This is a genomic window from Microbacterium sp. gxy059 (assembly GCF_050958665.1).
In the GTDB taxonomy this organism is placed as follows: Bacteria; Actinomycetota; Actinomycetes; order Actinomycetales; family Microbacteriaceae; genus Microbacterium.
In genome coordinates this window covers 23504-46979 of record NZ_JAMXWT010000023.1, presented here as the reverse complement: position 1 = coordinate 46979, position 23476 = coordinate 23504, and the positions used below count along the sequence as shown (strand labels likewise).

20 protein-coding genes are annotated in these 23476 nt (G+C 72.5%); 5 read left to right on the top strand and 15 right to left on the bottom strand.

What is annotated here, in order from left to right; genetic code table 11:
* Positions 1-1282: alpha-hydroxy acid oxidase (locus NHL53_RS12420; protein WP_433777182.1), on the bottom strand; the 1282-nt coding region annotated here is incomplete at its 3' end.
* A 17-nt stretch (positions 1283-1299) separates the two neighbouring features.
* On the bottom strand, positions 1300-2007 hold the full coding sequence (locus tag NHL53_RS12415; protein ID WP_433777181.1) for a FadR/GntR family transcriptional regulator: 708 nt from the start codon (positions 2005-2007) through the stop codon (positions 1300-1302).
* Between the two features lie 166 nt (positions 2008-2173).
* Here NHL53_RS12415 and NHL53_RS12410 point away from each other — a divergent pair, with 166 nt between their 5' ends.
* Positions 2174-2665, top strand: a complete 492-nt coding sequence (locus tag NHL53_RS12410) for a DUF2087 domain-containing protein (RefSeq protein ID WP_433777180.1) — start codon at positions 2174-2176, stop codon at positions 2663-2665.
* A 55-nt stretch (positions 2666-2720) separates the two neighbouring features.
* Here the strand turns inward: NHL53_RS12410 and NHL53_RS12405 are convergent, their stop codons facing one another.
* Genes NHL53_RS12405 through NHL53_RS12395 form a run of 3 tightly spaced genes read right to left on the bottom strand, consistent with a single transcriptional unit; the run spans position 2721 to position 5870 of the window.
* A complete protein-coding gene (locus tag NHL53_RS12405; protein WP_433777179.1) occupies positions 2721-4238 on the bottom strand; it encodes a tripartite tricarboxylate transporter permease in 1518 nt (505 codons plus the stop codon).
* A 1-nt stretch (position 4239) separates the two neighbouring features.
* Positions 4240-4851, bottom strand: a complete 612-nt coding sequence (locus tag NHL53_RS12400) for a tripartite tricarboxylate transporter TctB family protein (protein ID WP_433777178.1) — start codon at positions 4849-4851, stop codon at positions 4240-4242.
* Complete coding sequence (locus tag NHL53_RS12395; RefSeq protein WP_433777177.1) at positions 4851-5870, bottom strand: tripartite tricarboxylate transporter substrate binding protein; 1020 nt, start codon at positions 5868-5870, stop codon at positions 4851-4853. Before NHL53_RS12395 ends, NHL53_RS12400 begins: the two co-directional genes overlap by 1 nt.
* 103 nt (positions 5871-5973) lie before the next feature.
* Here NHL53_RS12395 and NHL53_RS12390 point away from each other — a divergent pair, with 103 nt between their 5' ends.
* The 4 genes from NHL53_RS12390 to NHL53_RS12375 all read left to right on the top strand — a co-directional run bounded on the left by NHL53_RS12390 (position 5974) and on the right by NHL53_RS12375 (position 9256).
* Positions 5974-7266 (top strand): sensor histidine kinase, encoded by a 1293-nt coding sequence (locus NHL53_RS12390; RefSeq protein WP_433777176.1) that lies wholly within the window; start codon positions 5974-5976, stop codon positions 7264-7266.
* A complete protein-coding gene (locus NHL53_RS12385) occupies positions 7263-8000 on the top strand; it encodes a response regulator transcription factor (RefSeq protein ID WP_433777175.1) in 738 nt (245 codons plus the stop codon). Before NHL53_RS12390 ends, NHL53_RS12385 begins: the two co-directional genes overlap by 4 nt.
* A gap of 69 nt (positions 8001-8069) precedes the next feature.
* Complete coding sequence (locus NHL53_RS12380) at positions 8070-8666, top strand: sigma factor-like helix-turn-helix DNA-binding protein (protein WP_433777174.1); 597 nt, start codon at positions 8070-8072, stop codon at positions 8664-8666.
* Between the two features lie 5 nt (positions 8667-8671).
* Positions 8672-9256 carry a hypothetical protein gene (locus NHL53_RS12375; RefSeq protein WP_433777173.1) on the top strand — a complete coding sequence of 195 codons (585 nt, stop codon included), beginning with the start codon at positions 8672-8674 and terminating at the stop codon, positions 9254-9256.
* A 400-nt stretch (positions 9257-9656) separates the two neighbouring features.
* Here the strand turns inward: NHL53_RS12375 and galE are convergent, their stop codons facing one another.
* The 10 genes from galE to NHL53_RS12325 form a co-directional block, all read right to left on the bottom strand.
* Complete coding sequence (gene galE, locus NHL53_RS12370; protein WP_433777172.1) at positions 9657-10676, bottom strand: UDP-glucose 4-epimerase GalE; 1020 nt, start codon at positions 10674-10676, stop codon at positions 9657-9659.
* Between the two features lie 9 nt (positions 10677-10685).
* On the bottom strand, positions 10686-11360 hold the full coding sequence (locus NHL53_RS12365; protein ID WP_433777171.1) for a thymidine kinase: 675 nt from the start codon (positions 11358-11360) through the stop codon (positions 10686-10688).
* 73 nt (positions 11361-11433) lie between these two features.
* Entirely contained in the window at positions 11434-12879 is a 1446-nt protein-coding gene (gene mqo / locus NHL53_RS12360; RefSeq protein WP_433777170.1) for a malate dehydrogenase (quinone), read from the bottom strand.
* 91 nt (positions 12880-12970) lie between these two features.
* Positions 12971-14044, bottom strand: coding sequence for an aspartate-semialdehyde dehydrogenase (locus NHL53_RS12355; RefSeq protein WP_433777169.1), 1074 nt, complete (start codon positions 14042-14044; stop codon positions 12971-12973).
* A gap of 23 nt (positions 14045-14067) precedes the next feature.
* On the bottom strand, positions 14068-15372 hold the full coding sequence (locus NHL53_RS12350) for an aspartate kinase (RefSeq protein WP_433777168.1): 1305 nt from the start codon (positions 15370-15372) through the stop codon (positions 14068-14070).
* Between the two features lie 89 nt (positions 15373-15461).
* The gene (gene recR, locus NHL53_RS12345; protein ID WP_433777167.1) at positions 15462-16055 is read right to left on the bottom strand and encodes a recombination mediator RecR; all 594 of its coding nucleotides are present in this window, start codon (positions 16053-16055) and stop codon (positions 15462-15464) included.
* A 12-nt stretch (positions 16056-16067) separates the two neighbouring features.
* Positions 16068-18746, bottom strand: a complete 2679-nt coding sequence (locus NHL53_RS12340; protein WP_433777166.1) for a DNA polymerase III subunit gamma and tau — start codon at positions 18744-18746, stop codon at positions 16068-16070.
* 76 nt (positions 18747-18822) lie between these two features.
* Positions 18823-21360 (bottom strand): glycoside hydrolase family 65 protein, encoded by a 2538-nt coding sequence (locus NHL53_RS12335; RefSeq protein WP_433777165.1) that lies wholly within the window; start codon positions 21358-21360, stop codon positions 18823-18825.
* Positions 21357-22115 (bottom strand): HAD family hydrolase, encoded by a 759-nt coding sequence (locus NHL53_RS12330; protein WP_433777164.1) that lies wholly within the window; start codon positions 22113-22115, stop codon positions 21357-21359. The genes NHL53_RS12335 and NHL53_RS12330 overlap by 4 nt, the downstream gene beginning before the upstream one ends.
* Before the next feature lie 103 nt (positions 22116-22218).
* Positions 22219-23448 (bottom strand): acetate kinase, encoded by a 1230-nt coding sequence (locus tag NHL53_RS12325; RefSeq protein ID WP_433777163.1) that lies wholly within the window; start codon positions 23446-23448, stop codon positions 22219-22221.
* Positions 23449-23476: the final 28 nt, after the last annotated feature.

Here is a 23476-nt window from a genome sequence, read left to right as displayed (position 1 = left end):
TGCACGGCGATCGCCGACGTGCTCGACCACATCGAGGAGAACGGGAACTCATGACATGCACGGGAACGAGACGCTGGAGCTGCGTGACGTGCCGGGGCTCGAGCTCCTCGATGCTCGAGACGCCGAGCAGCGCCATCGTGCGGCGGATCTCGCTCGACAGGATCGCGATCATGCGGTCGACGCCCTCGCGGCCTCCGGCCATCAGACCGTACAGGTAGGCGCGGCCGACGAGCGTGAACTTCGCGCCGAGCGCCATCGAGGCGACGATGTCCTGGCCGTTCATGATGCCCGTGTCGAGCATGACCGTCGCGTCGCGGCCGACCTCCCTGACGACCTGCGGCAGGAGGCGGAACGGGATCGGCGCGCGGTCCAGCTGGCGGCCGCCGTGGTTCGAGAGGACGATGCCGTCGACGCCCCTGTCGATGAGCCGCACAGCGTCGGGCACGTTCTGCACGCCCTTGACGACGATCTTCCCCGGCCACATCTCGCGGATCGTGTCGAGATCCTCGTAGCCGATGGTGGGATCCATCGCGGCGTTCAGCAGGTCGCCGACCGTGCCGCCGGTCGACGACAGCGAGGCGAACTCGAGCTTGGGCGTCGTGAGGAAGTCGAACCACCACCAGGGCCGCGGGATCGCGTTGGCGATCGTGCCGAGGGACAGCCGCGGCGGGATCGAGAAGCCGTTGCGCGCGTCGCGCATCCGGTTGCCCGCGATGGGCGTGTCGACCGTGAAGTGCAGCGTGTCGAATCCGGCCTCCGCCGCGCGCTTCACGAGCCCGTAGGAGATCTCGCGCTCGCGCATGACGTACAGCTGGAACCAGTTGCGGCCGTTCGGGTTCGCCTTCTTCACTCCCTCGATCGACGTGGTGCCGAGCGTCGAGAGCGTGAAGGGGATCCCCGCGGCGCCCGCCGCGCCCGCGCCCGCCGTCTCGCCCTCGGTCTGCATGAGGCGGGTGAAGCCGGTCGGGGCGATGCCGAACGGCAGCGCGGAGGTGCCGCCGAGGATCTCGGTGGTCGTATCGACGTTCGCCGCGGGCGCGAGGATGTCGGGGTGGAACTCGATGTCCTCGAACGCCTGTCGGGCGCGCGACATCGACAGCTCCTGGTCGGCGGCGCCGTCGGTGTAGTCGAACGCCGCCGCGGGCGTGCGCCGCTTCGCGATCCTCCGCAGGTCGGCGATCGTGAGCGCCTTCTCGAGCCGGGCGGTCTTGCCGAACTCGGGCATCTTGATCTTGAGGAACTCGAACACGTCTGCCGGGTTCGGGAACTGTCGCTGGACCATGGTCCTCCTTCTGGATGTCACGCGCGGCCGCGCGTCGCCGCGTGGTAGCCGCTGATGTGGTCGTGGATGCGGGTGCGGGCGAGGGATCCGTCGCCCGCGCGGATCGCGTCGAGCACCCCGCGGTGCTCGGCCTGGAGCCGCCGGCGCGCGCCCTCCCAGTCGTCCAGGCCGCCGGCGCCCTGCTGCACGTAGGCCTCGATCGCGGCGCGCAGCCCCGTCATGATCGCGGCGATCACGGCGTTGCCGGAGGCCTCCGCGAGCGCGCTGTGGAACCGGGCGTCGAGCGCGAGGAACTCGTCGCGGGTGAGGGATCCGTCGTCCATCGCGTCGAGGATCCGCTCGGCCGGCCCGAGGTCGCTCCCTCCCCCGGCGAGGCGCGCCGCCACAGCGTCCTCCAGGACGAGGCGGGTGGCGACGACGTCGTCGAAGGGGAACGCCTGGGCGGCGGCCTGCAGCCCGAGCACGGTGGCGACGCCCGACCCCGCGGAGGTGGTGACCATCGCGCCGGAGGTCGGCCCGGATCCCGTGGCGGTGCGGAGGACTCCCATCACCTCGAGCACCCGCAGCGCCTCGCGCACGCTGGATCGGCCCACGCCGAGGCTCGCGGCGAGCTCGCGCTCGCCCGGAAGCCGATCGCCCGGCTGCAGCGATCCGTCGCGCAGCCGCCCCTCGACGTGCGCGAGCACGACGCGCCACGCACGCAGCGCTCCCGCCTGCTGCGCCATCGGCTCCCCCTTCGCGGACATGTGGTCTGACCACAGTACGACACGCGTCCGGCCCGCACCAGCCCGTTCCGTCGGAGATCCTGGCGCCGACGGCCTCGGAATCGGCCGCACGCCCCACCAGCCGGCGGGATCTCCGGCGGAACGGCATCCGTGCTCTCATGGATCCATGGATGCCCGCCCCGTGCTCGCCGCTCTCGCCCACGATGCCGCCCGCGAGGTCTACGCCGCGATCGTGCTCGGCGCCGTCGAGGACTCCCGGGTCGCGCCCGCGAAACGGCGCCGAGCGATCGAGACGCTCGTCTCCGCCGGGCTGATCGTCAGGCGCGGCGACGACCTCGTCGCGGACGGCGGGGTCTTCCGCGCCCTGCTGTCCGAGGACGCGCCGACCGGACGGCCGCCGCGCTTCCTCGACGCCGACGGGCGCATCACGCGCGTGCCGCGCGGCGACGCCGAGCGCCGCGACCTGTTCGCCCGGGTCATCGACCGCATCATCTCTCCCGACGAGGTGCTCGACGAGCCCACCGTGAGCGCGAGGATCGGCGCCCTGCACGACGACGTCACCTCCCTCAGGCGCGACCTCGTCGACGCGGGGTTCCTCGACCGCGCGACCGACGGATCCGCCTACCGTCGAGGCGACGGCTCGGGCCCCGGCCGCTGACGACGACGGGGCGCCGGCCCCTCGCGGATCCGGCGCCCTGTCGTCGCGCCTTCCGTCAGCTCGCGACGAGCTGCTTCTCGCGCTTCCGCGCGACGATGCGGTTGCGCACCGCCAGGATCAGGACGATCGCCAGCAGCCCGTAGAGCGCGATCGGGATCGGCCCCTGCACGAGCACCGAGAAGTCGCCGTTCGCGCTCATCGCGGCGTCGCGCAGGCTCGTCTCCGCGAGCGGGCCGAGCACCATGCCGATGATGAGCGGAGCGAGCGGGAAGTCGAGCGCGCGCATGACGAAGCCGACGATGCCGATGCCGAGCAGCATGAGCAGGTCGAACGTCGTGCCGGAGGTCGCGTAGATGCCGAGCGCGCAGAACATCGTGATGCCCGCGTAGAGGTACGGGCGCGGGATGAGCAGCAGCTTCGCCCACAGCATCGCGAAGGGCAGGTTGAGGATGAGCAGCACGACCATCGCGATGAAGAAGCTCGCCAGCAGCGCCCACACGAGGTCGGGCGCGCGCTCGAACAGCAGCGGCCCCGGCTGGAGGCCGTACTGCCGGAACGCGGCGAGCATGATGGCGGCCGTCGCCGAGATCGGCAGCCCGAGCGCGAGGAGCGCGCCCATCGCCATGCCGGTCGTCGAGTTGCCCGCGGCCTCGGGAGCCGCGAGGCCCCGGATCGCGCCCGTGCCGAACTTCGGCTTCTTCCGGCGCGCGTCGAGGCGCTTCTCGAGCCCGTACGCGAGGAACGTCGGGATCTCGGATCCTCCCGCCGGGACGACGCCGAACGGCAGGCCGATCGCGGTGCCGCGCGCCCAGGCGGGGGCGGCCTCGCGGATCTCCTTGCGGGAGAGCCACGGGCGGCCCTTCGGCCGGATGATCTTCCCGCCCGTCACGTGCCGCTCGAGGCACGCGACGTAGATGACCTCGCCGAGCGCCAGCACGGCGACCGTGACGGTCACGAGCGAGACGCCGTCGAACAGGTAGGGCGAGTCGAGCGTGAAGCGCGGGGCGCCGGAGACGCCGTCGATGCCGATCACGGCGAGGCCGAGGCCCACGAGCAGCGTCGCGAGGCCCTTCACCGCGTTGTCCGTCACGACCGACGACGTGGCCGCGAAGGCGAACACCGCGAGCGCGAAGAACTCCGCCGGCCCGAACTGGCTCGAGAACTCGGCGAGCGCGGGCGCGAGGAAGACGACGAGGATCGAGGCGACGAACCCTCCGATGAACGCGCCGATCGCGGCGGTGGCGAGGGCCTGGGCCGCGCGGCCGTTCAGCGCCATCTTGTGGCCCTCGAAGGTCGAGGCGATGGCGGACGCCTGCCCCGGCGTGTTCATGAGGATGCCCATCGTCGAATCGCCGAACAGGCCGCCGAAGTACACGCCGGAGAACATGATGAACGCGGCCGTCGGCTCGAGCGAGAACGTGACGGGCAGGAGGAGGGCGACCGCCATCGACGACCCGAGGCCGGGCATGACGCCCACCGCGGTGCCGAGGACGCAGCCGAAGACGACCCAGAACAGGTTCTGCCAGGTCAGGGCGCCGAGGAATCCCTCGCCGAGAAGCTGAAGAACGTCCATGTCAGAACCCCCATCCGAGGATGCCCGAGGGCAGCGTCATGCCGAGCGCCATGTCGAAGGCGATGTAGGCGACCGAGCTCATCGTGAAGCCCACGACGAGGCTCGCGACCGGCTTGGTCGATCCGAATCCGCGCGCGACGCACCAGAACAGCAGCCCCGCGGCGATGATCCAGCCGAGCACGTTCAGGGCGAGAGCGAACCCGAGGAAGGATCCGACGACCCACGCGAGCGAGCGCCAGTCGACGCCCACGCGCTGCGACTCGCCCGCGGCGATCCGCTCCTCGGCCTCGATGACCGGGTCGATCTCGCCGGACGCGATCGCGGCCTCGCGCTCGGCCGCGGCGGCGCGCCGCTCGCGCACCCCCTGCACGACGAGCATCGCCGAGAAGAGGTACAGACCGGCCGCGATGATGCCGGGGAAGAATCCGGGCCCGGGGAAGGACGTGCCCTCCGGCACGTCCATCGTGATGATCCCCACGAGCAGGTAGGTCGCGAAGATCACCAGCACAGCGGGCATGATGAGGTTCTTCAGCAGCTCGGATCGCCCGGTGCCGACCTCGAGCTCGCGGCCCACGACGGCCGAGACCGCGGTGGGGTTGTTCGACGGCATCATCAGCCCATCTCCTCGTACAGTCGTGCGATCCGCTCGTGCTCCTCGTCGAGGAACGCGTCGAGCTCGTCGCCCGTCAGGACGCGCTCTGACCAGTGGTACCGCTCGATCGCGTCGCGCCACTCGGGCGTCTGGGTCGTCTCCTCGATGAGCTCGTCGAGCCCCTCGGTCTCCTCCTCGGAGATCCCCGCCGGGGCGTGGAGGCTGCGCCAGTTGGTGAGCGTGATGTCGTATCCCATCGACCGCGCCGTGGGGATGTCGATGCCCTCGACGGGCTCCTCCGCGACGAGCGCGAGGGCGCGCAGACGCCCCGACTCGATCTGATCGATGTTGTCCGAGTAGCCGCCCGTCGCCGCCTTCGCGGTGCCGTTGAGCAGCGCCTGGATCGCCTCTCCTCCGCCGTCGGAGGAGATGTAGGTCGTCTCGACCGGGTCGATCCCCGCGGCGAGCGCGAGGTCGGTCACGACGAGCTGATCGAACGATCCGCCGCCCGTCCACGGCAGCGCGGCGGGCTCCTCCTCCCAGTCGGCGACGAGATCCTCGAGCGTCTCGTAGGGCGAGTCGGCGGGCACGACGATCACGTCGTACTCCTCGAAGAGCACGGCGAGCGATCCCACGTCGTCGAGCGTCGCCGCGGATCCGTACTGGATGGTCGCGGCGAGCAGGCCCGTGCCGCCGACGAGCAGATTGTTCGCCTGCCCCTCGAGCGTCGACACGTTGCCGAGAGCGATGGTGCCGCCGGCGCCGGGCATGTTGACGACCTGCACGTTGTTGACGAGGCCGTTGGCCTTCTGCGCCTGCTGCAGCTCGCGGGCGACGGTGTCCCACCCGCCTCCGGCCGCGGCCGGCGCGATGATCGTCATCGACGAGTGGATGTCCTGTCCCGCCGCGGCGGAGCTGATGGATCCGTAGGAGGCGACGCCGATCGCGGCGGCGGCGAAGACGCCGCCGACCGCGCGCAGCACGATCCGCCGTGGGGCGGACGGTCGCCGACCCGCGGAAGGGTCTGGTGTTTCCGTCATGGTTCTTCCTCACATATCGACGTCGTCGTCGAGGGACGCAGTTCTCCGTAGAATGACACCGCCCGAGCCCGCCCGCATCCTCCGAACGGGATTGTGCTCATTGATGATCACGCCGCACGCGACGGGAGGTGACGCCGTGCCTCGGAGCCCGCGCACGCGCGCCGCCCGGCGCGCCCTCCTCCTCCTGCCGTCGCTCATCGTGCTCGTCAGCGTCGTCGCGACGACGAGCATCGCCGCCTCGGTGCAGGAGCGCGGCATCCGCGACGCGGTCGCCGACCGCGTGCACGACGTCGCGACGAGCATCGCCGCGCTCCCGCAGGTGCGCGACGAGGTGGCGCGCGCCGACGCGGGCGACGGCGACCCCGCCGTCCTCGCCTCCTCGACCGCGGCCCTGCAGCCGCTCGTCGACGTCGTCGAGGAGGCGAGCGGCGTGAGCTACGTCGTGATCACCGACGAGGACGGGATCCGCCTCACCCACCCGACACCCTCGGAGAGGGGCCGGCCCGCGTCGACCGACGCCTCGGCCGTGCTCGCGGGCGAGGAGTTCCTGGGCACCGAGACGGGCACGCTCGGGCCGACGCTCCGAGCGAAGGTGCCGGTGCGCGACGGCGGCGCGGTGATCGGCGCGCTCTCGGTCGGGATCAGCGAGAGCAGCATCTCCGCGGAGTTCCGCGAGTCGATGACCCGCCTCCTCCCCTGGGCGATCGGCTCGCTCCTCGCGGCCCTCCTCGCGAGCGCGGCGCTCTCGGCCCTCATCGAACGGCGCTTCCGCCGTCTGGACGACGCGGCTCGCGAGCACGAGCGCCTCGAGCGGACGGCGACCGCGCTGCGCGAGCAGACCCACGACTTCCACACACGCCTGCACGTCATCCACGGCCTCGTCTCGCACGGCGACGACCGCGAGGCTCTCGACTACATCGCGGCGCTCGCGCCGGTTCTCACGGAGAGCGACGAGGACGCGCTCATCGGCCAGCCGCTGCTGCGCGCGACCGTCGAGGGGCTGCGCGCCGAGCTGGGCGCTCTCGGCGCCGCGCTCGAGGCCGACGTCGAGGTGGCGGACGAGATCGACGACGACGTCTCGCTCGCGATCGCGAACCTCTGCCGCAACGCGGCGGAGGCGGGCGCGACGCGGGTGCGGTGCACCCTGCGCCAGGCCGCGAGCGGGGAGCGGCTGCACGCGGCGGTCGACGACGACGGCCCCGGCATCGACCCGACCCAGGCCGAGCGGGTCTTCCAGCGCGGCCACACGACGAAGCCCGACGGGACGGGCGCGGGCCGCGGCATCGGCCTCGCCGTCGTGCGGCGCATCGCGACCTCGCGCGGCGGATCCGTCGAGCTCAGCCGCTCGGACCTCGGCGGCGCGCAGTTCGCCTTCGACGTCGGGATGCCGCGATGAGCGGCGAGATCCGCGTGCTCGTCGTCGACGACGATCGCACGGCGCGGGCGCTGCACGGCCGATTCGTGGCGGAGACGCCCGGGTTCGCGCTCACGGGCGCCGTGGGCACCGGGCTCGGGGCCGTCGAGCGCAGCATACATGGCGACGTCGATCTGATCCTGCTCGACATGCGCCTCCCGGACATCAGCGGCGTCGAGGTGCTGCATCGGCTGCGCACGCTCGGGACGACCTCTCCCGACGTCATGGTCATCAGCTCGTCGCGCGATCAGGTGACGGTGCGGCAGGCCCTGGCGGCGCAGATCGCCGGCTACCTCGTGAAGCCCCTCACGCAGGGCGCCCTCCAGCAGCGCCTCGCCGCGTATCGCGCGGAGCGCCGCGAGAGGGAGCGCGAGCGCCCGCAGCCCCTCGGGCAGGTCGAGATCGACCGCCTGCTGTCGACGGGCCGCATCGCGATCCCCGGCGCGTCCGCGCGCTCGGGCGACCCGGCTCCCGGCCTGCCGAAGGGGCTCGCCGCCGTGACGCTCGAGCGGATCCTCGGAGAGCTGGATCCGGTCGTGCCGCGCTCGGCGGGAGAGGTGGCGCAGCGCAGCGAGGTGTCGCGGGCGACGGCGAGGCGCTATCTCGACCACCTCGTCGCAGAGGGCGCGATCACGATCGCCCACCGGTACGGTCGGCGCGGGCGCCCCGAGGTGCTGTACCGGCTGTCGCCCCGCCCCGGCGAGGGGATCGGCTGACCACCTCGACGAACTTGATGCCACAGGCTAAACTTCACCTAGATTGCACCTTCAAACTCAAGGGGGATCATGTTCGTCCTCACCGCGGATCAGCGGGCGAGCCGCTCCGGAGACGATCTCGTGCCCGAGGCGCTCGAGCGGATCGCGCTCCTGGGCGGCGACGCGCTCGCCCTGCCGCCCGAGCGCACCGCGGGCGACGAGGTGCAGGCCGCCGTCCGGGGGCCGGAGGCCGCCCTCGCCCTCGCGCTCGCGCTCACCCGCGACGGCGCCTGGAGCGTCGGCGTCGGCGCCGGCGCGGTCGAGACGCCCCTCCCCCGCGAGGTGCGTGCGGCGCGCGGGCCCGCGTTCCTCCGCGCGCGGGAGGCCGTCGACCGCGCGAAGAAGACCCCCACCCGGCTCGCGATCGCCGCCGACCTCCCCGAGGCGGAGGACGTCGAGGCCCTCGTCCGCCTGCTCGTCGAGCTGCGCGATCGCCGCAGCGACGAGGGGTGGGAGGTGCACGACCTGCTCGCGGAGGGCCGCACCCAGCGCGAGGCGGCCGAGCGCCTCGGGATCAGCGAGGGCGCCGTCAGCCGACGGGCGAGCGCCGCCGCGCTGCGCGTCGAGGAGGCCGCCCTGCCCGCGCTCGTGCGTCTGCTCTCCGGCCTCGATCCCGTGTCAGACTGACGCACATGCTCTCCGCCGCGACCCTCCCGGGAACGATCCTCGGCGCCGCGCTCGTCGCCGCGATGAGCGCGATCCTCGTGCTCGTCCTCGTGCGACGCCGCCAGCCGGCCGCGGGGCCGCTCCTCGCCGCCGGGATGCTCGCGGCGCTCGCCCTCCTCGCCGCGGCCGCGCTGCCGTTCGCCGTTCCGCTGCCGCTGAGCGCCCCTCTCGCCGCGCTCGCCGCCGCGGCCGCCGTCCTGGGCGGGGATCCCGTGACGAGGCGCGTGCTCGAGACCACCGCGGACGGCCGGGTGCAGGGCGGCGCGCACGGCGGGATCCTGCTGAGATCGCCCGCCGGCCGCGCGGGCGAGGCGCCCGCGGAGGTGATGCGCGGAGGCACGACGATCGGGTACCTCGAGCGGGCGGCGGTGGCGCTCGCGATCATCGCCGGCTTCCCCGAGGCGATCGCCCTCGTCGTGGCGCTGAAGGGCATCGGCCGGTTCTCGGAGCTCGTCTCCCCGGAGGCGCGGGGGCGGTTCATCGTCGGCACCCTCGCCAGCCTCGTCTGGGCGGCGGTCGTCGCGGGCGCCGCACGCCTCGCGCTGGGCTGAGCCGAATCGCGCGGGCATGGCTCGCTTCCGAAGCGTGTCTCACGTCCGGCGGGAATGACGTCCCCATACCGACCGCAATCGAGACACGCCCCGATACGGACTCGGGCATGTCTCACTTCCGGTGGGAATGACCGCCCCATACCGACCGCAATCGAGACACGCCCCGGTACGGGTCCAGAGCATGTCTCGCCTTCGGCGGGAATCACCGCCCCACACCCGCACCAATCGAGACACGCTCAACAGGCAGACGGCGACACGCCTCATCCCGACCGTGTCTCACATCCGGCGGGAATGATCCCCGGATACCCGCCGCAATCGAGACACGCTCGGCTGACAGACGACGCCCCGCAGACGCAGAAGGGCGGCGCGGGGTCGCTCCCCCGCGCCGCCCGATCCGCGATCAGCCCTCGTAGCCGCCCGGGTTCTTCTGCTGCCAGTTCCACACGTCGCGCGTCATGTCGTCGAGGGTGCGAGTGGCCTTCCAGCCGAGCTCGTGCTCGGCCTTCGACGGGTCGCAGTAGGTCGCCGCGAGGTCGCCCGCGCGGCGGGGCTTCACCGACTTCGGCAGCTCGTGCCCCACGGCCCTCTCGAACGACGCGACGAGCTCGCGCACGCTCACGGGGATGCCCGTGCCGAGGTTGTAGGCGGCGAGGCCCGGCTGCGCCTTCTCGAGGGCGGCGACGTGGCCCTCCGCGAGGTCGACGACGTGGATGTAGTCGCGCTGGCCCGTGCCGTCGGGGGTGTCGTAGTCGTCGCCGAAGATCCCCACCTCGGGCAGCGCGCCCACCGCGACGCGCGCCACGAACGGCATGAGGTTGTTGGGCGTGCCCTTCGGATCCTCGCCCACGAGGCCCGACTCGTGCGCGCCGACCGGGTTGAAGTAGCGCAGCAGCGTGATGTTGAGCCCGGGGTTCACCTTCTGCACGTCGGCGAGCACGACCTCGTTCATGAGCTTCGACTTCGAGTACGGATTCGACAGGTCGACGAGGTTGCGCGTGGCCTCCTCGGTGAACGGCAGGTCGGCGGGATCCGAGTAGACGGTGCCCGTCGACGAGAAGATGAAGGAGCGGATGCCGTTCGCGATGCCGACGCGCAGCAGCGCGTAGGTCGTGTCGAGGTTGTTGGCGTAGTAGTCGAGCGGCTTCTCGACCGACTCGCCCACGGCCTTCTTCGCGGCGAAGTGCATGATCGAATCGAACGGACCGTGCTCGGCGAACGCCCGCTCGACGTCGTCGACGTGCGCGGCGCTGCCCGCGACGAGCGGCGCGCGGCCGCCCGTGATGCGGGCGATGCGCTCGGTGACGAGGCCGCTCGTGTTCGTGAGGTCGTCGAGCAGGACCGCCTCGTGTCCCGCCTCGATGAGGGCGATGGCCGTGTGGGCTCCGACGTAGCCGGCGCCGCCGGCGAGAAGAACGCGCATGGCCCCACTCTATTCCGTGAGGCCCGACGCCCCGAGCCGCCCGCCCGACTCGCGCAGGTAGCAGGATCCGCACAGCGACTCGTAGGTCACGAAGTGCGCGTCGCGCACCCCCGCCGTCGCGGCGTCGATCGCCACCTGGTCGCCGTCGAAGACGAACCGCCCGTCGACGACCCGGCCGTTGAACAGCGCCTTGCGCCCGCAGCGGCAGATGGTCTTGAGCTCCTCCAGCGTGTGGGCCAGCTCGAGGAGCCGGCGGGATCCCTCGAACGCGTCGGTCTGGAAGTCGGTGCGGATGCCGTACGCCATGACGGGGATGCGGTCCTCCACCGCGATGCGGAAGAGGTCGTCGATCTGCGGCTGGGTGAGGAACTGGGCCTCGTCGACGAGGAGGCAGGCGACGTCGGCCTGGCGGTCGACGTCGAACAGCGCGTCGGCGGCCTCGCGCCGCACCCGCTCGCGCTCGGAGGCGAACAGATCGCGCGCCGACGCGTCGGGGGCGATGAGGAAGTCGACGCGGCGCGTCACGCCGAGGCGCGACTCGATCTCGTCGGCACCCTTCGTGTCGATCGCGGGCTTGGCGAGCAGAACCCGCTGCCCGCGCTCCTCGTAGTTGTACGCGGCCTGCAGCAGAGCGGTGGACTTGCCGGAGTTCATCGCGCCGTAGCGGAAATACAGTTTGGCCACCGGTCGAGTGTAGTCGGCGCGGTGCCGCGGACCGGGCCGACGACGCGGCGTGTGCGTCGTCGGCCCGGTCGCGTCAGGCTCCGATGCGCAGCGCCTCCGCCGTGCGCCCCATCGTGTCGCGCGCCGCCTCCACGTCGTCGTTGAGCGTCGTGCCGTACGTCGGCACGAGCTCGGCGAGCCGGGGCTCCCAGCGGGCGAAGTCGTCGGGGAAGCAGCTCCGAAGGAGCTTCAGCATGATCGGCACAGCGGTCGAGGCGCCCGGCGAGGCGCCGAGGAGACCGGCGATCGACCCGTCGGCCGACGAGACGACCTCCGTGCCGAACTGCAGCTTGCCGCCCTTCATCACCTGGGCGCGCTGACCGGCCTGGATGAGCTCCCAGTCGGCGCCGTCTGCGGTCGGCATGAACTCGCGCAGGCTGTCGATCTTCTTCGCGCGGCTCTTCATGAGCTCGCCGACGAGGTAGCGCACGAGATCGAGGTTCGTGACGCCGACCTTCAGCATCGAGCCGATGTTGCTGAGCCGCACCTGCTGGACGATGTCGATCCAGCGGCCGGTCTTGAGGAACTTCGGGCTGAACGTCGCGAACGGCCCGAACATCAGCGATCCCTCGCCGTCGACCATGCGCGCGTCGAGGTGGGGCACCGACATGGGCGGCGCACCGACCGCGGCCTGCGAGTAGACCTTCGCCCTGTGCTGCGCGACGAGCTCCGGGTTGGTCGTCTTGAGGAACTGGCCGCCGATCGGGAAGACGCCGTAGCCCTTGATCTCGGGGATGCGCGCGCTCTGGAGCAGCTTGATGGCCCAGCCGCCCGCGCCGACGAAGACGAACTTCGCGTTGAGCCGTCCCGGGGTGCGCCCCACGCGGCTGCGGAAGCGCACGTCCCACGTGCCGTCCTTCTGCCGGCGGAGCTTCTTCACCTCGGTGTTGAGCCGCAGGTCGACGCCCTCCGCCATGAGGTGGGAGAACAGCTGCTTCGTCACGGCGCCGAAGTCGACGTCGGTTCCCGCGGGGACGCGCGTGGCGGCGAAGGGCTCGCCCGCGCGGCGCTTCTGCATGAGCAGCGGGGACCACTGGTTGATGACGCGGGAGTCCTCGCTGTACTCGATGCCCGCGAACAGCGGCTGCTGCTTCAGGGTCTCGTACCGATGACGCAGGTAGGAGACGTCCTTCTCTCCGCGCACGAACGTCATGTGGGGCGTCGCGTTGATGAACGTGCTCGGCGCGTCGAGGATGCCCTTCTCGACGAGCGAGGTCCACAGCTGGCGGCTGACCTGGAACTGCTCGTTGATCCCGATGGCCTTGGCCGGGTCGTCGGGGTCGGGCATGTAGTTCAGCTCGCACAGCGCCGCGTGCCCCGTCCCCGCGTTGTTCCACGGGTTGGAGCTCTCGAGCGCGACGTCGCCGAGGCGCTCGAACGCGACGATCTTCCAGTCGGGCTGCAGTTCTTTGAGAAGGGTGCCCAGCGTGGCGGACATCACTCCGCCGCCGATGAGCACGACATCAACGGATTCGCTCACGATTCTCCAGCCTACTCCCGCCTGGTGGGCGCACCCCGGGAAGCCGGGATCCGCGGGGGCGCGCCTCCGTCGTCGCGGACGCGCGACGAGGTCACGCCGTGCGCGCGCCGATCTCCTCGGCGAGGATCTCGGCGATCTGCACCGTGTTGAGGGCGGCGCCCTTGCGCAGGTTGTCGTTCGAGATGAACAGCACCAGCCCGCGGCCGTCGGGCGCGGAGGCGTCCTGCCGGATGCGGCCCACGTAGCTCGGGTCCTGGCCCGCGGCCTGCAGCGGCGTCGGCACCTCCTCGAGCACCACGCCGGGCGCCGCGGAGAGCACCTCGCGGGCCTTCTCGGGGCTGATCGGGTCGCGGAACTCGGCGTTCACGCTCAGGGAGTGCCCCGTGAAGACGGGCACGCGCACGCAGGTGCCCGAGACCCGGAGATCCGGCAGCTCGAGGATCCTGCGGCTCTCGTTGCGGAGCTTCTGCTCCTCGTCGGTCTCGTTCGATCCGTCGTCGACGACGCCGCCCGCCAGGGGGAGCACGTCGAACGCGATGGGCGCGACGTACTTCTCGGGCCCGGGGAAGTCGATCGCGGATCCATCGTGCACGAGGCGCTCGACGCCGCCCTGGGCGACGGCGGCCTCCACTTGGCCGAGCAGCTCCTGCACCCCGCCGAGACCCGATCCGGAGACCGCCTGGTAGGTCGACACGATGAGGCGCTCGAGACCGGCCGCCGCGTCGAGGGCCTTCAGAACGGGCATCGCGGCCATGGTCGTGCAGTTCGGGTTGGCGATGATGCCCTTCGCGGCCTCGCCGATCGCGTGCGGGTTGACCTCGCTGACGACGAGGGGGACCTCGGGATCCTTGCGCCACGCGCTCGAGTTGTCGACGACCGTCGCGCCGGCGGCGGCGAAGCGCGGCGCGTGCGCGCGCGACGCGGTGGCGCCGGCCGAGAACAGCGCGACGTCGATGCCGGCGAGGTCGGTCTCCTCGATGCTCTCGACGACGACCGTGTGGGGGCCGTAGGCGAGCGCGCGGCCCGCGGAGCGCGGGGAGGCGAACAGGCGCAGCTCGCGCACCGGGAACGCGCGGTCCTGGAGGATCTCGAGCATCTTGCCGCCGACCTGTCCGGTGGCGCCGACGATCGCGAGAGAGACGCCCTGGTCTGCGATGCGGGTCATGGGGGTTCTCCTCGTATCTCGGTTCAGCGGCCGGTGCCGGCGTAGACGATGGCCTCGATCTCGCTGTCGAGGCCGTAGGCGCGGTGCACGGCGCGAGCCGCGGCGTCGAGGTCGGTCTCGCGCAGCACCACGGAGATGCGGATCTCGCTCGTCGAGATCATCTCGATGTTGATGCCGGCGCTCGTGAGGGCGTCGAACAGGGTCAGCGAGACGCCAGAGTGCGCGCGCATGCCGGCGCCCACGACGGAGAGCTTGCCGACCTGGTCGTCGTGCACGAGGTTCTCGAACCCGATCTCCCGCTGCTCGGCCTGGAGCTGCTTGGCGACGTCGGGGCCCTGCTCCTTCGGCAGCGTGAACGAGATGTCGGTGCGGCCGGGGCTCGCCGACTGCACGTTCTGCACGATCATGTCGATGTTCGCGCCGCTCTTGGCGACGCGCGTGAAGATCGCGGCGGCGGATCCGGGCACGTCGGGCACGCCGACGACCGTGATCTTCGCCTGGCTGCGGTCGATGGCCACGCCGGCGACGACGGGCTCCTCCTTGCCGATCACATCGGACATGTCTTCTCCCTTGGCGAGGCGAGGGTCGGTCATTCCCTCGCCGAGAACGTAGGTGCCCTCGTTCGACGTGAACGTCGAGCGTGCGTGGATGAGGACCTGGTGCCGCCGCGCGTACTCGACGGCGCGGATGTAGAGCACCTTCGCGCCGTTGGCGGCGAGCTCGAGCATCTCCTCGGACGAGATGACGTCGAGCTTGCGCGAGAGCGGCACGACGCGCGGGTCGCACGTGTAGATGCCGTCGACGTCGCTGTAGATCTCGCACACGTCGGCGTCGAGCGCCGCGGCGAGCGCGACGGCAGTCGTGTCGGATCCGCCGCGGCCGAGGGTCGTGATGTCGCGGGTGTCGCGGTTGAAGCCCTGGAAGCCGGCGACGATGACGATCGCGCCGTCGTCGAGCGCCTCGCGCACGCGCACGGGGGTGACGTCGACGATGCGCGCGGATCCGTGGTCGGCGGTCGTGATCATGCCCGCCTGGCTGCCGGTGAACGAGCGCGCCTCGTATCCCATCGTGTGGATGGCCATGGCGAGCAGCGCCATGGAGATGCGCTCGCCGCTCGAGAGCAGCATGTCGAGCTCGCGCGGGGGCGGCGTGGGTGTCACGGCGTGGGCGAGGTCGAGCAGCTCGTCGGTCGTGTCGCCCATCGCGCTCACGGCGACGACGACGTCGTTGCCCGCGCGGCGGGTGTCGACGATGCGCTTCGCGACGCGCTTGATGCTCTCGGCATCGGCGACGGAGGAACCGCCGAACTTCTGCACGATCAATGCCACAGTGGTGCTCCCGATGACGCTGCTGGGGACGGCGAGCGGAACGCTCGTCGGATCAGTCTAGGACCAGGTCGCGTCGCCCCCGAACTCGGTTACGCCGACCGGCGCCCGGCGAACGCCCGCCCGAGGGTGACCTCGTCGGCGTATTCGAGGTCGCCGCCGACGGGCAGGCCGGAGGCCAGGCGCGTGACGGCGATGTCCATCGAGGCCATCAGCCGCGAGAGGTAGGCGGCGGTCGCCTCCCCCTCGAGGTTGGGGTTGGTGGCGAGGATGATCTCCTGCACCGTGCCGTCGGCGAGGCGGGACATGAGCTCGCGGATGCGCAGGTTGTCGGGGCCGACGCCCGCGATGGGGCTGATCGCCCCGCCCAGCACGTGGTAGAGGCCGCGGAATTCGCGGGTGCGCTCGATCGCCGCGACGTCCTTGGCGTCCTCGACGACGCAGATGACCGTCTGCTCGCGGCGGGGGTCGCGGCAGATGCCGCAGACCTCGCTCTCGGAGACGTTGCCGCACCGCTCGCAGAACTTCACCCGCTCGCGCACGTCGCGCAGCAGGTCGGACAGGCGCGAGACGTCGAAGGAGGGGGTCTGCAGGATGTGGAACGCGATGCGCTGCGCCGACTTGGGGCCGACGCCGGGCAGGCGCCCGAGCTCGTCGATCAGCTCCTGGACGATGCCGTCGTACATGGGGGGCCTTTGCTACTGGAAGCGGGTCGAGGATTCGTAGGGCTCTTCGCGCAGGAACCGCGCGCCGAGCTTCTGCCGCACGACGGCCTCGCCGTAGCGCTGCACGCCGTCGGAGAGCTGCACCTGGCGCGCCTGCACGGTGGGGCCGGACGGCTCCTCCGGCTGCGGGGCGGGGGCCGAGGCCCGCTCGGCGGGAGCGTCGTCGGCGACGGGAGCCGCGAAGGGAGGCGGCGCGGCCGGGGCCGCGGGCTCCGCCGGCGCCGCGGACGGCTCGGCGGCGGGCGCCCCGCCGGGGACGGGGGCGACGGTCCAGCCGCTCGCGGCGGAGGATCCGGCGTCGTACCCGGAGGTCGCGGGACGGGCGGCTCCCCCGTGGGGCGCGGGCGGGGGCTCGGGGGGATCCTCGGGAGGCGGCCCCGGCTCGCCGGGGTCGTCGTCGGCGGGGGGCTCGTCGTCGATCGGCGGCGCCTGCGACCCCTGAGGAGTCTGCGGCTCCCGAGGCACGTGCCGAGCGAGGAACTTCACGCGCGCGCCGATCGCGCCGATGATGGCCGTGCGCAGGTCTTCGCTGACGCCCGAGCCGTCGGGCCCGCGGGTCTTGAAGCGCTGCAGGTCGGCCTGGTTGGTGAACGCCAGGCCCAGCACGTCGTCGGCCACGTGCGCCACCTGAGCGGCCTGGAGGACGAGCCAGGAGGAGCGGCTGATCTGCTCGAGGCTCGACATGACGCGCGGCCAGTCGGCGCGCACCGACTCGAGGGTGAGCGCGGTGGGCGGCTCTTCGGGATCGGACGCCGCGGCGGCCGGCTCGGCGGGGGCCGCAGGAGCCGACGCGTCGTCGGCGGTCGGTGCGGCGGCCTCGGGCGCCGCGGGTGCCCCCGCCTCGTCGACGGCCGGTGCGGCGGCCTCGGTCGGCGCCTGCGCGTCCTCGCGCTCGGCCGGAGCGGCGGGCGCGGCGCCCTGACCGGGCGCGACCGTGGCCCAGCCGGCGGCGGGCACGTCGTCGGCGCCCGGCGCGGGCGGGCGCGCGGCGGGTGCGGACGGCGCCGCGGCCTCCCGTGCCCCCGCATCAGGGCGCTCCGACTCGGCCGTCGGCCGCTCGGCGTCCTCGCCCGCGGACGGCGCGGCGGTCGAGCCGGGGGCGGCCGTCGGCTCGCCCGCGGGCGGCGCCGTGGGAGGAGCGGCCGCGGGGCCCGGCGCGGCGTCGCCGGACGGGGGCGCGACCGGGGGCGCCGCGGCGGGAGACGCGCCCGCGCTCTCCGCGCGGGAGGGAGCGGCGGCGGGAGACGCCGTCGGCGAGGCGGCGAGCGCCTCATCCGCGGGAGGAGCGGTCGGCGAGGCCGTCGGCGCAGCCGCAGGAGGCGCCGCAGCGGGAGGTGCCGCAGCCGCGGGGGCCGAACGCGGCGCAGTCGCAGGAGACGCGGTGCTCGTCGGGGGCGCCGCAGCGGGAGGCGCCGCAGGCGCGGCGGCCTGCGCAGGAGCCGCCGCAGCGCGGGGCCCGGCGGGCTCCGGCCCGGGAGCCGCCTGCGCCGGGGCCGAAAGCGGCGCGGCCGCCTCGGCGCGGGGGGCGGCGGGGGCCGCTCCCTCCTGCGGCTGATCGGCGGTGAGCACGCGCGCGATCATGAGCTCGAGGTGCAGACGCGGCGACGTCGCGCCCGTCATGCCGTCGAGCGCGGCGCTGACCAGATCCGCGGCGCGCGAGACGCGCGCGGAGCCGTATCGCTCGGCCTGCTGCTGCATGCGCGCGAGCTCGTCGGAGGGCAGCCCGCGCAGCACCGCCGCGGCGCCCTGGCCGGTCGCCGCGATGATGAGCAGGTCGCGCAGCCGCTCGAGCAGGTCGTCGACGAAGCGCCGCGGATCCTGCCCCGTCTGCACGACGCGGTCGACCGCGGAGAACGCCGCCGCCGCGTCTCCGGTCGCGAACGCGTCGACGACCTCGTCGAGCAGCTCTCCGTGGGTGTAGCCGAGCAGCGCGACGGCGCGCTCGTACGACACCGACGCCCCCTCGGATCCGGCGATGAGCTGGTCGAGGATCGACAGGGTGTCGCGCGGCGACCCCGCGCCCGCGCGCACGACGAGCGGCAGCACGCCGGGATCGGCCGCGATGCCCTCCTGCGTGCAGAGGCTCTCGACGTACTCGAGCATGGCCGCGGGCGGCACGAGCCGGAAGGGATAGTGGTGCGTGCGCGAGCGGATCGTGCCGATGACCTTCTCGGGCTCGGTCGTCGCGAAGATGAACTTGACGTGCGCGGGGGGCTCCTCGACGAGCTTGAGCAGCGCGTTGAAGCCCTGCGCCGTGACCATGTGGGCCTCGTCGAGGATGAAGATCTTGTAGCGGTCGCGGGCCGGGGCGAAGATGGCCCGCTCGCGCAGGTCGCGCGCGTCGTCGACGCCGTTGTGGCTGGCGGCGTCGATCTCGACGACGTCGAGGGATCCGCCCCCCGCGCGCGACAGCTCGACGCAGCTCTCGCAGACGCCGCAGGGGGTGTCCGTGGGCCCCTCGGCGCAGTTGAGGCAGCGCGCGAGGATGCGTGCCGAGGTGGTCTTCCCGCAGCCGCGCGGCCCCGAGAAGAGATAGGCGTGGCCGATGCGGTCGGAGCGCAGGGCGGTCATGAGCGGATCCGTCACCTGCGACTGGCCGATCATCTCGCCGAAGTTCTCTGGCCGGTAGCGGCGATACAGGGCTGTGCTCACCCCTCCACCCTACGGGGGACCTCCGACAAAGGAGCCGGGGAGGAGCCGGTTCCCGGCGCCTCCCCGGCCGCCGCGCTCAGGAGTCGATCTCGACGGGCGTGATGTCCTGCTCGGTCACCATCTCCTCGAGCATGATCGGCGCCGTCGGCGACTGCGGAGGCACCTGCAGGCCGAGCTCGCTGCCGTCGTCCGCGTAGCGGCGCTTCAGCATCGGACGCCCGCGCCGCACCGGCCCCTGATCCGCGAGCTCCACCCGCACCGACTCCCCCGGCGCGACCTCGAACCGCTCGCCCCTCACCGAGAACGAGACGGACGAGGCGCCCTCCTCCTCGCGCGCGGACACCGTGAGCTGCTCGCGGCGCACCGCGACGTCGAGGCGCGTGCCGTGCCACGCGAGCGGGAACGACAGCTCCGGCCAGGCGTGCGGCAGCCGCGGATCGAAGCTCAGCTCCCCGCCGTGATCGCGCATGCCGCCGAAGCCGCAGACGAGGCTCGTCCACGCGCCGCCCGCCGACGCGATGTGCACGCCGTCCGACGCGTTGCGGTGCAGATCGGCGAGGTCGACGAACAGCGCGTGCTCGAAGTACCGCAGAGCGAGATCCTGATAGCCGACCTCGGCCGCCATGATCGACTGCACGACGCCGGACAGCGTCGAGTCGCCCGTCGTCAGCGGATCGTAGTACTCGAAGTCGGCGAGCTTCTCGTCGGGCGTGAAGTGGTTGCCCTGGAGGAACTCGGCGAGCACGACATCGGCCTGCTTGAGCACCTGGAAGCGGTAGATGACGAGCGGGTGGAAGTGCAGCAGCAGCGGACGCTGCGAGGCCGGGGTGTTCTCGAGGTCCCACACCTCGCGCTGCAGGAAGAGCGCGTCCTGCGGGTGGATGCCCGCTTGGTCGCTGTACGGGATGTGCATCGCGTCGCCCGCGCGCTCCCACTCCTCCGGCTCGTGCGACGCGAGAGAGAGCCTCGCCACCATCGCGCGGTACTCCGCCGGGCGCTGCTCCGCCAGCTCCCGCACGACCGAGGCGGCCGCGCGCAGGTTGAACCGCGCCATGACGTTCGTGAAGAGGTTGTCGTTGACGACCGTCGTGTACTCGTCCGGCCCCGTCACGCCGTGGATGTGGAACGTGTCGTCGCCGTCGTTCTGCCTCCAGAACCCGAGCGTCGTCCACATGCGCGCCGTCTCGACGAGCACGTCCACGCCCTCGCGCGCGAGGAAGTCGACGTCGCCCGTCGCCCTCACGTACTTCACGAGGGCGTAGGCGACGTCGGCGTTGATGTGGTACTGCGCCGTGCCCGCCGCGTAGTAGGCCGACGCCTCCTCGCCGTTGATCGTGCGCCACGGGAACAGGGCGCCCGCCTCGCTCATCTGGGCGGCCCGACGGCGAGCGGCTGGCAGCATCTTCACGCGCATGCGCAGCGCGTTGCGCGCCCACCAGGGCGTGGTGTAGTCGAGGAACGGGAGCACGTACACGTCGGTGTCCCAGAAGTAGTGCCCGCTGTATCCCGATCCCGTCATGCCCTTCGCGGGCACGCCCCACCCGTCGGCGCGCGCCGACGCCATCGCGACCTGCAGGAGGCACCAGCGGGTGGCCTGCTGCAGGCTGTCCTGCCCCGCGATCCGCACGTCGGAGCGGTCCCAGAACTCGTCGAGCCAGGCGCGCTGCCTGCCCATGATCTCGTCGACGCCGGCCCGCGCCGCGCGGTCGACCGTGCGGCGGCCGCGGTCGACGAGCTCCGACGCGGGCACGCTGCGCGAGGTGTGGTACGCGACGAGCTTGGTGACGGTGACGGGCACCCCGGCCTGCGCGTCGACGCGGAAGACGTTCTTCGCGATGTCGGGCTCGATGATCCGCCGCGACTCGAACGGGTTGTCGGTCTCGACGATGTGGTCGGCGACCACGGCGATCGACATGCCGCTCGACGCGGTGCGATAGGACAGCACCGAGCGCTCCCCCGCCTGCCAGTGCTCCTGCGGCACGAGCACGCGCTCGGCGATGCTCTCGGCCTTCCGCGGATCGAACGCCGGCTCCTGGGCGGCAGCCTTCGCGGCGGACGGGCGCCCGCCGTAGACGTCCTCGCCGTCCTGGCGGTTGATGAGCTGCGAGCTGATGACGACGGGCGCGTCGGCGTCGAGCACCGTCACGGTCATCTGCAGCAGGACGAGGTGGCGGTCCTCGAACGACACGACCCGGCGCGACTCGAGCAGCACCCGCTTGCCGGACGGCGTGACCCACAGGATCCGCCTGCTGTGGCTCGCGTCGCGGAAGTCGAGGCTGCGCTCGTACTCGACCATCTCCGACAGGTCCATCGTGAGCGGCTCGTCGTCGACGTAGACGCGCATCACCTTGGCGTCCGGCACGTTGACGATCGTCTGGCCGACCTCCGCGAAGCCGTAGGCGTTCTCCGCGTGGCGGATGGGCCACGTCTCGTGGAAGCCGTTGATGAAGGTGCCGTGCTCGCGCGCGTTCCTGCCCTCCTCGAGGTTGCCGCGCAGTCCGAGGTAGCCGTTCCCGGCCGCGAAGATCGTCTCCGTCACGCCCAGATCGTCGTCGCTGAAGTGGGTCTCGACGAGACGCCACGGGTCGACGGGGAAGCGGTCGCGATCGATCATTCGTGTCCCTCCATGAGGTCGGCGAGGTCGGTGATGACGGTGTGCGCGCCGGCCGCGCGCAGGGCGGCCTCGCCCGCTCCGCGGTCGACGCCGATGACGAGGCCGAAGCCGCCGGCCGCGCCCGAGGCGACGCCGGAGAGCGCGTCCTCGACGACGACAGCCCGGCCAGGGGCGACGCCCAGCTCGTCCGCGGCGGCGAGGAACATGTCGGGAGCCGGCTTCGACGCGAGGCGGCGGGCCTCGGCCACGACGCCGTCGACGGACGCGGAGAACCGGCCGTCGAGCCCCGCCTGCGCGAGCACCGGACCGGCGTTCTTCGAGCTCGAGACGAGAGCGAGCGGCATGCCGGCGTCGCGCAGCAGGTCGAGGACCGCGAGGGAGCCCGGGTAGGGGGCGATGCCCTCCTCCTCCAGCACGCGCAGGAAGACGCCGTTCTTGCGGTTGCCGATCCCGCAGACGGTGTCGGCGGACGGATCGTCGTCCGGCTCCCCCCACGGCACCTCGATGTCGCGGCTGCGCAGCACGGAGGCCACGCCGTCGTAGCGGCGCTTGCCGTCGAGGTGCGCGTAGTAGTCGCGCTCCGCGTACGGGGGGCTCACCTGCCAGGCAGCGAACAGCTCGTCGAACATCGTCTGCCAGGCGCGCATGTGCACGTCGGCGGTGGGCGTGAGCACGCCGTCGAGGTCGAAGAGCACCGCGTCCGCGTCGGCGAGGGCGGGGACGCGGCGTCGGAGGAGGTCGCGGGTGGGCGTCACGGATCGCTCCTGGGGGTCGAGGCGGGCGGGACGGTGGTGCGGCCAGCGTACCCGCGGCGTGTGTCGGGAGTGTGTCGGATCCGCGGGATTCGCGACGAGCGGATCAGCGGATCGCCTCGAGCGTCTGCCTGGCGATCTCGAGCTCCTCGTTCGTCGGGACGACGAGGACCTCGACGCGCGAGTCGTCGGACGAGATGCGCGCGATCTCGCCCCGCGGGGCGCTCTCGTTGCGCGACGGATCGATCTCGACGCCCAGGAAGCCGAGCGTCGCCATCGCGCCCGAGCGGATCCGCGGAGCGTTCTCGCCGACGCCCGCCGTGAAGCTGATGACGTCGACGCCGCCGAGCTGCGCCGCGTAGGCGCCCGCGTAGGCGCGCAGACGGTGGATGTAGACCTCGAGCGCGAGCGCCGCGTCGTCGTCTCCCGCGTCGGCGGCCGCCGTCAGGTCGCGCATGTCGCTGCGTCCCGCGAGGCCGAGCAGCCCGCTGCGGGTGTTGAGCAGCCGGTCGACGTCGCCGACGCTCAGGTCGGCCCGGCGCTGGAGGTGCACGAGGATCGCGGGGTCGATGTCGCCGGAGCGGGTGCCCATGACGAGGCCCTCGAGCGGGGTGAAGCCCATCGACGTCTCGACGGACCGGCCGCCGTCGACCGCGGTGACGGAGGCGCCGTTGCCGAGGTGGAAGACGATCTGGCGGAGCTCGGCGAGCGGCCGGCCGAGGAAGCCCGCCGCCGACTCGCTGACGAACTTGTGGCTCGTGCCGTGGAAGCCGTACCGGCGGATGCGGTGCTTCCGCGCCGTCTCGCGCTCGAGCGCGTACGTGTATGCCGCGGGAGGCATGGTCTGGTGGAAGGCGGTGTCGAAGACCGCGACGTGCGGCACGTCGGCGAAGGCGGCGCGCGCGGCGCGGATGCCCTCGACCGCCCCGGGGTTGTGAAGGGGCGCGAGCGCGGAGAGGTCGTCGATGTTGATCTCGACGAGGTCGTCGATCATGGTGGCCTCGAAGAACCGCGCGCCGCCGTGCACGACGCGGTGGCCGACGGCGACGGGCGGGTGCGCGTCGAGCGAGGGCCCGTGCGCGGCGAAGGCGTCGAGCATGACGCCGAAGCCCGTCGTGTGGTCGGGGATCGGGCGCGCGGTCTCGGTCGTCGCGTCGGTCGCGGCGACCGCGGGCGACGAGGGATCCGCGACGGCGTGCACGGTGTGGCGCGCCAGCCCCTCGGCCTCGCCGATGCGCTCCACGAGGCCGGTCGCGAGCACGCGCTCGCTCTCGGCGTCGCGCAGCTGGTACTTGAACGAGGAGGATCCGCTGTTGACGATGAGGACGACGCTCACGTCGCGCTCCCTTCCGTGACGGGGCCGG